This is a genomic window from Eubacterium sp. An3, from assembly GCF_002159465.1.
Lineage (GTDB): Bacteria > Bacillota > Clostridia > Lachnospirales > Lachnospiraceae > Anaerobutyricum > Anaerobutyricum stercoris.
Map to the genome: position 1 here is coordinate 500,719 of NZ_NFIR01000001.1, position 10,476 is coordinate 511,194.

The window sequence follows — 10,476 nt, forward strand, 5'->3', positions numbered from 1 at the left end:
ATCTCAAAAAACGCTCAACTTTTTAGTAACTAATGTATTATGCGCCATTCTCTACCTTCATTCATTTTCTAAATTGGGAAAGATTTTTACTTTATGCCGTCTTGAAGCAGAATGTAAAGAAAAATCTATACAAAGTTTTGATTTAGCGGGTAGTTTCCGTCCTTTCCAGCGTATTATTGGCGAAGCAAAAACAAGGGTTTGGGAAGTTCCCAACAAGCAAAAATCTCCGCCCGTCAACAGGCCGGAAACGGAGATTTTGCGGAAGTGTAGCCACACTTCCTATGCTTGCTCTGTTATGACTTCCCCGGAAAGGACGGGAATGGAATGGAAGAGAAACGAAGCCCCAAAGAGAGCGATTATTTGCCAAAACGGGGAAATCCGCTGCAAGAAACTGTCTGTTACAGGCTCGGCGGGACGGTCTATGAAGTACATACTTCCTGCGGCGGTACAGAACTGCTCTATGACAAGATGGTACGCCTCATTCGCTCGGAAGCTATTGCCGCATCTGCTGACAAAGAGGACAAACCGCAGTATAATAAGGACAGCAACCTGTTTGTCGGGCGTTCATTACAGGAGGAATGAACCATGACAGCAAACACCAATTATCCCGACAACATTACTGCTTTGTACGCCCGCCTGTCCCAAGAGGACGCGCTGGACGGCGAGAGCAACAGCATAGCCAATCAAAAGAAAATCCTTTTAAAGTACGCGACTGACAACGGTTTCCCCAATCCTGCGTTTTTCATCGACGACGGCGTTTCCGGGGTGACCTTTGACCGTCCGGGCTGGAATGAGATGATCCGACTGGCCGAGGCGGGAAAGGTCAGAACCGTTATTGTCAAGGATATGTCCCGTATGGGGCGGGACTATCTGAAAGTGGGCTACTATACCGAGAGTTTCTTTGCCGAGCGCGATATTCGGTATATCGCCATCAATGACGGCGTGGACAGCGACAAAGGGGACAACGATTTTACCCCTTTTCGCAATCTGTTCAACGACTTCTACGCCCGCGATACCAGCAAGAAAATCCGGGCTGTCATGCGTGCCAAAGGAAATGCCGGGGAACACCTCTGCACCAATCCGCCCTACGGGTATCAGAAAGACCCGGCGGATAAAAAGAAATGGATCGTGGACGAGGAAGCCGCCGAGATTGTCAAACGGATTTTTGACCTGTGCATTGCAGGGAAGGGCCCCTTGCAGATTGCCAAGCTGCTGACCGCCCAACACGTCCTGACGGTTAAAGCTCACTACGCCCAGCGGGACGGAAAGCCGCTGCCGGAGAAGCCTTACAAGTGGAGCCCCCAAGTCTGTTGCGGGAATTTTGGAGCGGCCAGAGTACACCGGCTGCACGGTGAACTTCAAGACCTATTCCAAGTCCCACAAGCTGAAAAAGCGGCTGCATAACGCCCCGGAGAACCAGCGAATTTTCCCCAATACCCAGCCCGCCATTATCGAAGAACAAGTCTTTGCACGAGTACAGGAGTTGCGGGAGAACAAGCGTCGCCCCAGCAAGACAGGAAAGCAAGGACTATTCTCTGGCTTGCTCTATTGTGCGGATTGCGGGGACAAACTGTATTTCTGTACGACAAACAGCTTTTCACCCAAGCAAGACCACTATGTTTGCTCCAACTATAAGAGCAACACGGGAACTTGTTCCGCCCACTTTATCCGGGAAGAAACGCTGAAACTGTTTGTGTTGCAGCGGATTTTCGATGTGACGGCACTGTTCTTTGACGATGCCATGGCATTTGAGGAAGCCGCGAAAAAGCAACGGTTCCAAGAAGCCGAAAAAGAGGCCAAGAAACGCAGGCGCGAAATCGCCCAAGCGGAAAAGCGTATTGGCGAACTTGACCGGATTTTCAAACGCATCTATGAGGACGACATCAACGGGGCAATCAGCCATGAACGGTTCTTGAAACTTTCTGCCGACTATGAGGCAGAACAAAAAGAACTGACGGAGCAGGTCAAGGCATGGCGGGACGCAGTAGAAACCTTTGAACAGGATCAAGCCGATTTTGCCAGCTTTGCAGCCATTGTGCGAAAATATGTGGGCATCCGGGAACTGACGCCCACCATCGTCAATGAGTTTGTAAAGAAGATCATCGTCCATGCGCCGGACAAGTCCAGCGGCCACCGCAGGCAGAAGATCGAACTGGTCTGGAATTTCATCGGAGAAGTTAACCTACCGGGCGACAATGAGACTGTGGAACGGCAAGGAAAAGGCAGGACGGCATGACTTTTCAGCCATGCCGCCCTGCGACAATCAAATTACTTCCTTATGGGCGCTCGCCTTCTTGTTTGGTTTTCTTTTTATTCCCAGCAGTTTAACAAAATCATCAAATAAGGCTGTATCTGTTGGCTCAAACATTAACCATTTTCCGTCGTGATAGGTTTTAGTTTCATCATAAATTTTCTGCACTTCTTTTGAATAACTATTTCTATCTGTATCAAATTTTAATTGTTCATCTTTCCCTAAGATAATCATAAATCCTACACAGTTTTCCCTTGCGTACAATGCACAAAGCGTTTTTCCGCCACGACGATATTTATACTCATAAGTCCACGCTTTACCACCTTTGTTCCATAAACATTCCATGTCATACTTTTCATCAATTAAAGCACAAAGTTTATTCCATATATCATATAATGATTGTCCGATTAAAGCAGTCATTTCTTCTGCATTAGGTATTTTATCCAGCATATTCGTTTCTCCTTTATAACTTTCAATTTGTTTCTGCCTACATTCTACCAAAGACACGTCTGGAATACTATCCTAAATAAAAAGTCTCAAAAAATTTTCTCTCCAGAGTTGCTATCTACATATCTCATACGTATGGAATAAGTAGAAATCAATATAAGGAGTGACGCATTATGATAAAAAAACTGACTATCCCCGTGGATCACGGGAACCGGAACATGAAGACCACCCATTTTCTTTTCACTACGGGGCTCTCATCCACTGACCGTAAGCCTGCAGGCCGGGAGGATTTCCTTCAGACTGACGGGAAGTTTTATGTTTTGAGTGACAAGCGGATCCCGTATCAGAGGGACAAGACGCAGGATGAGCGTTTTTCCATCCTGACGAGGTTTGCTATTGCAAAGGAACTGGAGCGTACCGGTCAGGTAACGGAAGAAGATGTGGTGCAGGTATCGCTGCCGATTGGCGTGCCGCCCAAGCATTACGCTGAATTGGCGGAGCGGTATCGGGAGTATTTCCTGGGAGACGGAAAGGTGCAGGATCTGGTGTATAACGGAAGAACCTACCATACCTGCATCCGGGACGTAGCTGTATATCCCCAGGCGTATGCCGCTATGATGATCGAGGGAGAAAAAATCCGGCAGGTCCACAAGGCTGTAGGGATTGACATTGGCGGATTTACATCGGATTTTCTGCTGATGCGGAGTGGAAGCCCATGTCTGGACTATTGCGATTCCATGGAAAAGGGTGTCATCACCATGTATAACGATATCATTTCCAGTGTCAACGGGGATCACGATATGCTGCTGGAGGAAACTGACATTGACAGTATCCTGGAAGGCAAGACGGAATATTATCCGGAAATGGTGGTACATACCGTGGAAGAAATGGCCCGGAATTTTGTGACCGACCTGCTCAGCAGTGTCCGGGAACGGGGCATTGACACGAAATCTACCTATACTATATTCATCGGAGGCGGAGCCATCTTACTCCGGCGGTTCCTGGAAAGTTCCAGCCGTCTGATCAAGTATCAGTTTATGGATGATATTTTTGCAAATGCGAAAGGGTACGGCATCCTGTACCGCAGTTCTTTAGCAGGGAAGTGATGATGTGGGAAAGAAAAATCCATATGTATTTACGATAGGGTTTGACAAGAAAAATCCGGAGCATTTGGAAGTCGTAGAGATCCTGAACGGAACAGAGAAAAAGGCGGCGCTGATTGCGGAAGCAATCCTGCAGTATACAGGGAAGAAGTCCGGAGGAGATACCGGAGTCTCCCAGGAAAGCATCCAAGCGATGGTGCGTCTTCTGGTACGGCAGGAAATGGAACGGATTGCTGACGAGGCTCCTGTTTCAGACTTTGGAACTTCAGGCAGCCAGCAGCTGCAGCCGGAGGCAGATAAGAAACCTGCAGAGGCTGTAATCGAGGATCTGAACGAGGAAGGTCCTCCGATTGATGAACGAACAATGCAGGATATTGCGGATGCCATGGCAGCATTTAGAAATATGTGATACAGGTCTTTAGGGAGAACTCGCAGTGGTTCTCCCGATTTTTCACCGTTTTTTCAGAATTTCCATAGAAAATCCATAGAACTTCTATAAAGATTTCCGAGAAGTGTCTCTTACAATGGCAGAAGAGGTGGTTATGTGGGGTTCTCTGTCCGGGTATGTAGTCCTTTCAAGAGGCCTCGCAGCGTTTGCAGCACAATAACCTGCTCTTCTTCGGAGCAGGACTCCAACTCTATCAGGATCTGCTGCATCGTCGTACTGCCGCTATTGTTCTTACGGTCTTTGATCACCGCATCAATAGAAATGTTCAGATAGGACGCCAGGGAGCAGAGACTGTCAAAACGAGGGTTCGCCTTATAAGTTTCGATATCTGAAATTGTACGAAGGGATACGTGGGACCGTTCCGCAAGCGTATTCTGCGATAATTCCAAATTCATTCTGGCTTCTCTTACAGCATCCCCCAATCGTTGTCTATACATCCAATCACCTCATTTCCTGCATATATTTTACCGCAGACAAGCAGTATATGAAATGCGTTATCCTGCGTATTGACAGGCGATATAACGCATATAAAGAGGGGGAATCTACGGAAGATAAGGTGTGAACAGCCGGATGGATCAGACGCTATCTGAAACAATTTCAAAAAAATCCTGCTTCTTTTTGCAGGTGAAGAAACTCTTTTACACGCAGTATATGTGTTGGTTCCGACCACATATACTGCGTGTTCTCATGTAAAGTTAAATCCGCCGGATAGGATCGGGCTGCCGTTGGCAGCTTTCGGTCTTATTTTTTTGCCGTGGGAACGGAACGAAAGACTGCCAGGGTGCCGCTCGCCGCCGGCCTTCTGAATTTCTTTGGAACTACAGATGAAATTCAGGAGGAATCAACATATGAATGAAAAACATACCTATTCGGGAGATCGGACAAAGAACCATTTTACGGCATACTTACTGGAGTTTATCAAAGGGCGCAGGAGCAGTTACCTGGATAAAAAGATCCGGACGGAGAAGGACTCCTTCTTAATGGAGGAAATTACGGAGATTGAAGAACGGATCACGTTTGAAGAAATGAGGGAGAACCAGGAACGGGAACGGATTCTGCTCAAAGAGGCTGCAGGTGAGTTCCCGGAGTGGGACGAACTCTCAGATGAAAAACTTGTGAAATCGATGCTGTTGCTCAATGAGAAAGAACGGAAGCTGATCTATCTTCATGTATTTGAGGAGCGCTCATTTAAAAAGATTGGCGAGATGACCGGGATGACAGCAGAGCGATGCAAGGATGCGTACTTCTATGCAATCCGTAAAATACGCAAAAGATTGGGGGATAAATAAGATGAGCTTTGATGAATTATTATTCCGGGCAAAAGCTGGGGACATGGATGCGAAGGCAGAAATCTTTGCAATGTACAGGCCGCTGTTGATTAAGTATTCATTGGTGAACAGAAGATTTGATGAAGATCTGTACCAGGAGCTGGCAGTGGAGCTGATGAAGTGCATCCGGTATTTCCGGGATGTGGAGTAATTAAGAAGGGACCGGACGGCGTAAGCTGCCCGGTCTTCATAATAATGAAGAAAATGCGATCAAAAACGATACATTTTTTCGAGCTATTTTACGATGACTTAATCTTTAGAACAGGTGGTACTAACTCTTTTCTAAATTTCTCAGTCGCCGGTATTCTAGCGGCGACAATCCATACTGTTTTTTGAATACAGCTGCAAATTTCCCTTGATTGGAGTAGCCAACCTGGCTTGCGTACCATAAATTGATACAATGCACCCAAATTGCGTGAATGGGTGCATTTCAAATTTACCTATAAAGTTCTTGTTTTCGCTCCTGCGGTTGGCAGGGGCCTTTTTTAATGGCAAAAGAAAAGCACATCTTTCCCGTTGTGGGAGCGATGTGCTTCAAATGGCATCCATCAGTTCAAGAAGGATTTGCTTTTGCCTATCTGTCAGGGTACTCCATTTTGAAAAGAGTTTCTGTTGCTCTTCGGTCAATTGCGCTTCTTCACCCTCGGCAAAGAACTGAGTCAGAGTGATACCAAATGCCCTGCAAACTGCCTCCAGAGTTGGCAGCGTTGGTGCGTTATTTCTATTGAACATATTTGTGACAGTAGAATGGGAAAGCTTGGCTTCCTTTGCCAGACGGTAGTCTGTCCATTTCCGTTCTTCCATCAATTCTCTGATTCGTTTCTGCGTATCCATATCACCACCTACCTATCTGTATCTATTCTAAGTCCCAGAATGGTGGTATAATAGTCACAATCGTGCGAGCTGTGAAATCAGCGTAGCTGATTTCCCCTGGCGAGCGGAGAAAACTCTGCAAGCCTTGGTAAGCTGATAACAATACAGTAGGAAAATCCTATCAGGTAAGGTCTAGCCAACCGCCTGTACCGAGTCCTTGGAGCCGAAGCGGTAACGTCAGGCTTAAGCGTAGGACAGGGAGCAGCAGAGCCGAAACGAAAGTGAAGTGATTGAGCTGGGAAATTATTATGAGGTTGGATATGGTCGATGTGATGATTGACACAGCAGACAACACTGCCAAGACCGGTATGGCGAGGTCATGGCGGCATCCCCCAGTCTGAGAGCTTGGCGAGGCTGATGATAAGTATGTTATCGGAACAGCTGAGATCCTGTCATTTCCTCTGAAAGAGGTATGGAAACCAAAACAAAGAAATGCGTCAGGAATCCAAAGGAATGGCAGGAAGTCCGACACAGCCATAGTATCGTAGAAGTCTGTGAAAGCAGATGGAGAAAAGGGCTGTGCACTTTATAGCTTCAAGTGATAAGAACTGTGCAGACGAAAGAGAGCTGATGAACATGGTGAACGAGTTGCTTGGAATACAGTACAATATCGCGAAAGCGAACAGAACTGACAGAAAGGTTCAAAATCTTGCGTCATATATCAATGAGGACACTTTGAAAGCAATCCATAAAACGATGGATAAAAGAAAAGCGTATGGAATTGATAAAGTGACAAAAGAAGATTATGAACGGAGTCTGGAGGAAAATCTGGCGAATCTTGTAAAGCGGATGAAAAGCGGAAGCTACCGTCCGAAACCAATAAGACGAGTCTATATTCCGAAAGAAACAAAAGGCAAAATGAGACCGCTGGGAATTTCCTGCTATGAGGATAAGCTGGTGGAAAATGCGATTGCACAGATACTGGAGTAGATTTATGAACCGAAGTTTTATAATGAGAGCTTTGGGTTTCGCCCAAACAGGAACTGTCATCAGGCAGTAAGGGAAATCATAGAGATGGTACAGTATCGGAAGACGAATTATGTGGTAGAAGCAGATATCAGAGGGTTCTTTGATAATGTAGACCACGGATGGCTGATGAAGATGCTGTCACATGACATAGCTGACAAGAGATTTCCTGAGATAATCGAGAAATTCCTGAAAGCGGGAATCATGGAAAACGGCAAATTTCTGGACAGCGAACGGGGAACCCCACAGGGAAACGGAGCCAGTCCAATACTTGCAAATGTCTATCTGCATTATGTACTGGATAACTGGTTTGATGTAATCGTAAAGAGACAGTGCAAGGGCGAATGCTATCTAATTCGTTATTGTGATGATTTTGTCTGCTGTTTTCAGAGTCAATATGAAGCGGAAGTATTCAAGCAGAGGCTAGAAGAACGCTTCAGGAAATATGGACTGGAACTGGCGGAAGAAAAGACGAAGATTTTAGAATTCGGGAGGTTTGCCAGGCGGAACCGAAAAACAAGAGGGGAAAGAAAACCAGATACCTTTGACTTTCTTGGTTTCACGTTTTATTGCGGAATGGACGGAAAGAAGGAGTTTTTCCGTTGTAGGGTAAAGACCAGCAAGAAGAAATTCCGCAGCAAGATTAAGGCGATAAAAGAATGGATCAAGACCCATAGAACAATGGCATTGGAACAGATATTTAAAACGGTCAATGCAAAACTACGAGGACACTATCAGTATTATGGGGTGACCGACAATACGAGGGAAGTGAAAAAATTCTTGATGCAGACAAAATGGCTATTGTTCAAGTGGCTCAATCGGAGAAGCCAGAGAAGAAGTTATACTCTGGATACGTTCTTTAATGGGTTACTCAGGACATTTCCATTGCTTGAACCAAGTATTAAGGTGAGTTTGTTTTATAGATAGAGTACGAAATATAGAGTGAAAAGCCGTATGCGTTAATAGCGCACGTACGGTTTTGTGTAGGGATATGGGGAGTAATCCCCATATCTACTAAAGGGTAGCTATCATACTTCCTAAAAGGGACTTATACAGTTATAGTATTGTAGATGATGGAAATGCTATTCACAAAAGACTGGAGGTAGAATAATGCAGGAGCATATTTTTGAAAGAATGGCAAGAGAGCGAAACATTTCAGTTGAGGAAATGCGGGCAATAATTTCCGATAGAATTGAAAAGGGGTGGAATGATAAAGATCCGGTCAAACGGGAGCAATGGAGAAAAATTCCCTGTGCTGGAGAGATACCAACACCGGATGAATGGTTGAGCTATGTGATAAAGAAGATAAAAGATGATGGTCAAGGGAACTTATTAAGGAAATACTTAGTTTGGTAGTTACATTTGAATGCCATACACCAGATTGGAGAGGTGGGACAGCTCATGCAGAGCGTGGCTGTCAGCGGAAGCGTAGGTAGTGTAAAAAACTTTGTGGCTTTGGTAAAAAATGGCTCCTTTTTGGTAAGAATTACAGATATGACAATTCTTATCGAAAAGGAGTTTATTTATGGCAGTAGCAAAAGACCAAATCCGACAGATTATTACAGAAAACAACATTACCAGTGTGGCTGATGTTTACTCCCTTCTCAAAGACAGCTTCAAAGATATATTGCAGGAGCTTCTGGAAGCCGAGATGGATGCAACTCTGGGCTATGAAAAAAATTGTAAAGGTGATCTCAAGAGCGATAATAAGAGGAATGGCCACTCTCCCAAAACACTCAAAAGCCAGTACGGGGAATTCCAGATCGATGTTCCCCGTGACCGCAATGGTGAGTTTGAACCAAAGCTGATCCCTAAATATCAGCGGGATATTTCCGGGATTGAGGAGAAAGTAATCTCTCTCTATGCCCGCGGAATGAGTACAAGGGATATTCATGACCAGCTCCAGGAACTTTATGGGATTGAACTTTCCGCCGAAATGGTCAGCAAAATCACGGACAAAATCCTTCCGGAAGTGAAAGAGTGGCAGTCTCGTCCACTGAACCCTGTATATCCTTTTGTTTTTATGGACTGTATCCATTACAAAGTCCGGGAAGACGGCAGGATCCTCAGCCGCGCTGCTTATATTGTACTGGGAGTTACCGTGGAAGGATACAAGGATATTCTCAGTATTACCGTAGGAGCGAATGAGACCAGTAAATTCTGGCTCGGAATGCTCAACGACCTGAAAAACCGTGGCGTGCAGGATGTCCTGTTCTTCTGCGTAGACGGTCTCCCCGGATTTAAAGACGCAATTCAGGCCGTTTTCCCACAGGCACAGATCCAGCGCTGTGTCATCCATATGCTGCGCAATTCTTTTAAATATGTGAATTATAACGATCTGAAGAAGTTTTCCGCAGACTTCAAGGCTGTCTATAACGCGCCCAATGAATCCGCAGCTCTTTCGGAATTGGAAACGATCAAGGAGAAATGGGGAAAGAAATATCCCTATGCGATCAGTAACTGGGAAAACAACTGGGAAGATGTGAGTTCTTTCTTCCAGTTTTCCGGAGATATCCGCAGAATTATGTATACCACAAACATCATAGAAGGGCTGAACCGTCAATACAGGAAAGTCACAAAGACAAAGAGTGTGTTCCCAAGCGATACCGCTCTTGAAAAGATGCTGTTTCTTGCGAGCAGAAATGTAACAAAGAAGTGGACGCAGCGTTATCGGAACTGGGATCAAGTGTTGAACCAACTGATTCTTTTATACGATGAGAGACTGACAGCATACCTGTAAAAGGAAAACAGGAGTGGATGAAAAACTATTCCGCTCCTGTCTTCCCCTTATTCCTTCGGCATTTATAGTATTCCCAGAAAATCCCAGCTTATTCCTGAGGCCGGGTGTGGGCAGAGCCCACGAAAAAGGGATTACAGATGCCGTTATTTGTGCTGCAAAAAATCTTAAAATTCATGTATAACATGAGTCAAATGGGTAATACTATAAACAGATAAGTAATTCGACAGCCAAAAAGCAGAAGTTCCGACAAGGCAATTATACATATCTGTTTCTTATCAAAGAAGAATTTTTCCCATAGACACAGAAAATTTTACGCCCTC

15 protein-coding genes are annotated in these 10,476 nt (G+C 45.3%); 11 read left to right on the top strand and 4 right to left on the bottom strand.

Translation table 11 applies throughout. The features are described from left to right. Window positions 1-324 precede the first annotated feature (324 nt). Genes B5F87_RS02340 through B5F87_RS21655 form a run of 3 tightly spaced genes read left to right on the top strand, consistent with a single transcriptional unit; the run spans window position 325 to window position 2,236 of the window. Window positions 325-582 (top strand): hypothetical protein, encoded by a 258-nt coding sequence (locus tag B5F87_RS02340; RefSeq protein WP_087276046.1) that lies wholly within the window; start codon window positions 325-327, stop codon window positions 580-582. 3 nt (window positions 583-585) lie between these two features. Next, entirely contained in the window at window positions 586-1,404 is an 819-nt protein-coding gene (locus tag B5F87_RS21650; protein WP_343215670.1) for a recombinase family protein, read from the top strand. Continuing rightward, the gene (locus tag B5F87_RS21655) at window positions 1,322-2,236 is read left to right on the top strand and encodes a DUF4368 domain-containing protein (protein WP_343215713.1); all 915 of its coding nucleotides are present in this window, start codon (window positions 1,322-1,324) and stop codon (window positions 2,234-2,236) included. The genes B5F87_RS21650 and B5F87_RS21655 overlap by 83 nt, the downstream gene beginning before the upstream one ends. A 27-nt stretch (window positions 2,237-2,263) precedes the next feature. On the opposite strand, the gene B5F87_RS02350 is transcribed toward B5F87_RS21655, so the two are convergent. Next, a complete protein-coding gene (locus tag B5F87_RS02350; protein ID WP_087276048.1) occupies window positions 2,264-2,701 on the bottom strand; it encodes a DUF3788 domain-containing protein in 438 nt (145 codons plus the stop codon). A 170-nt stretch (window positions 2,702-2,871) separates the two neighbouring features. Here B5F87_RS02350 and B5F87_RS02355 point away from each other — a divergent pair, with 170 nt between their 5' ends. Both B5F87_RS02355 and B5F87_RS02360 read left to right on the top strand, forming a co-directional pair. Further along, on the top strand, window positions 2,872-3,804 hold the full coding sequence (locus B5F87_RS02355; protein WP_087276051.1) for a ParM/StbA family protein: 933 nt from the start codon (window positions 2,872-2,874) through the stop codon (window positions 3,802-3,804). Window positions 3,805-3,808: 4 nt separating this feature from the next. Further along, a complete protein-coding gene (locus B5F87_RS02360; protein WP_087276054.1) occupies window positions 3,809-4,210 on the top strand; it encodes a hypothetical protein in 402 nt (133 codons plus the stop codon). A gap of 131 nt (window positions 4,211-4,341) precedes the next feature. On the opposite strand, the gene B5F87_RS02365 is transcribed toward B5F87_RS02360, so the two are convergent. Further along, the gene (locus B5F87_RS02365; protein WP_087200826.1) at window positions 4,342-4,686 is read right to left on the bottom strand and encodes a helix-turn-helix transcriptional regulator; all 345 of its coding nucleotides are present in this window, start codon (window positions 4,684-4,686) and stop codon (window positions 4,342-4,344) included. A 411-nt stretch (window positions 4,687-5,097) separates the two neighbouring features. On the opposite strand from B5F87_RS02365, the gene B5F87_RS02370 reads away from it, so the two are divergent. After that, the gene (locus tag B5F87_RS02370) at window positions 5,098-5,538 is read left to right on the top strand and encodes a sigma factor-like helix-turn-helix DNA-binding protein (protein WP_087276057.1); all 441 of its coding nucleotides are present in this window, start codon (window positions 5,098-5,100) and stop codon (window positions 5,536-5,538) included. Between the two features lies 1 nt (window position 5,539). Further along, window positions 5,540-5,728, top strand: a complete 189-nt coding sequence (locus B5F87_RS02375) for a helix-turn-helix domain-containing protein (protein ID WP_054353185.1) — start codon at window positions 5,540-5,542, stop codon at window positions 5,726-5,728. A gap of 120 nt (window positions 5,729-5,848) precedes the next feature. Here the strand turns inward: B5F87_RS02375 and B5F87_RS20625 are convergent, their stop codons facing one another. Together B5F87_RS20625 and B5F87_RS02380 are read right to left on the bottom strand one after the other, a co-directional pair. Next, a complete protein-coding gene (locus tag B5F87_RS20625) occupies window positions 5,849-5,983 on the bottom strand; it encodes an AraC family transcriptional regulator (protein ID WP_343215678.1) in 135 nt (44 codons plus the stop codon). Window positions 5,984-6,111: 128 nt separating this feature from the next. Beyond that, complete coding sequence (locus tag B5F87_RS02380) at window positions 6,112-6,411, bottom strand: helix-turn-helix transcriptional regulator (RefSeq protein WP_204245539.1); 300 nt, start codon at window positions 6,409-6,411, stop codon at window positions 6,112-6,114. A gap of 558 nt (window positions 6,412-6,969) precedes the next feature. Here B5F87_RS02380 and B5F87_RS21130 point away from each other — a divergent pair. The 4 genes from B5F87_RS21130 to B5F87_RS02395 all read left to right on the top strand — a co-directional run bounded on the left by B5F87_RS21130 (window position 6,970) and on the right by B5F87_RS02395 (window position 10,156). Next, on the top strand, window positions 6,970-7,380 hold the full coding sequence (locus B5F87_RS21130; RefSeq protein WP_204246032.1) for an RNA-directed DNA polymerase: 411 nt from the start codon (window positions 6,970-6,972) through the stop codon (window positions 7,378-7,380). Continuing rightward, complete coding sequence (locus B5F87_RS21135; RefSeq protein ID WP_242963799.1) at window positions 7,381-8,343, top strand: reverse transcriptase domain-containing protein; 963 nt, start codon at window positions 7,381-7,383, stop codon at window positions 8,341-8,343. A gap of 183 nt (window positions 8,344-8,526) precedes the next feature. After that, the gene (locus B5F87_RS02390) at window positions 8,527-8,772 is read left to right on the top strand and encodes a hypothetical protein (protein ID WP_087276060.1); all 246 of its coding nucleotides are present in this window, start codon (window positions 8,527-8,529) and stop codon (window positions 8,770-8,772) included. Window positions 8,773-8,941: 169 nt separating this feature from the next. Next, complete coding sequence (locus B5F87_RS02395) at window positions 8,942-10,156, top strand: IS256 family transposase (RefSeq protein ID WP_087175595.1); 1,215 nt, start codon at window positions 8,942-8,944, stop codon at window positions 10,154-10,156. Window positions 10,157-10,476: the final 320 nt, after the last annotated feature.

Bases quoted from the DNA above. Each gene is read 5' to 3' on its own strand.
- B5F87_RS21650 (WP_343215670.1), top strand. From the start codon at position 586: ATGACAGCAAACACCAATTATCCCGACAACATTACTGCTTTGTACGCC.
- B5F87_RS02380 (WP_204245539.1), bottom strand. From the start codon at position 6,411: ATGGATACGCAGAAACGAATCAGAGAATTGATGGAAGAACGGAAATGG.
- B5F87_RS02340 (WP_087276046.1), top strand. From the start codon at position 325: ATGGAAGAGAAACGAAGCCCCAAAGAGAGCGATTATTTGCCAAAACGG.
- B5F87_RS02395 (WP_087175595.1), top strand. From the start codon at position 8,942: ATGGCAGTAGCAAAAGACCAAATCCGACAGATTATTACAGAAAACAAC.
- B5F87_RS02375 (WP_054353185.1), top strand. From the start codon at position 5,540: ATGAGCTTTGATGAATTATTATTCCGGGCAAAAGCTGGGGACATGGAT.
- B5F87_RS02365 (WP_087200826.1), bottom strand. From the start codon at position 4,686: ATGTATAGACAACGATTGGGGGATGCTGTAAGAGAAGCCAGAATGAAT.
- B5F87_RS02350 (WP_087276048.1), bottom strand. From the start codon at position 2,701: ATGCTGGATAAAATACCTAATGCAGAAGAAATGACTGCTTTAATCGGA.
- B5F87_RS02355 (WP_087276051.1), top strand. From the start codon at position 2,872: ATGATAAAAAAACTGACTATCCCCGTGGATCACGGGAACCGGAACATG.
- B5F87_RS02370 (WP_087276057.1), top strand. From the start codon at position 5,098: ATGAATGAAAAACATACCTATTCGGGAGATCGGACAAAGAACCATTTT.
- B5F87_RS02390 (WP_087276060.1), top strand. From the start codon at position 8,527: ATGCAGGAGCATATTTTTGAAAGAATGGCAAGAGAGCGAAACATTTCA.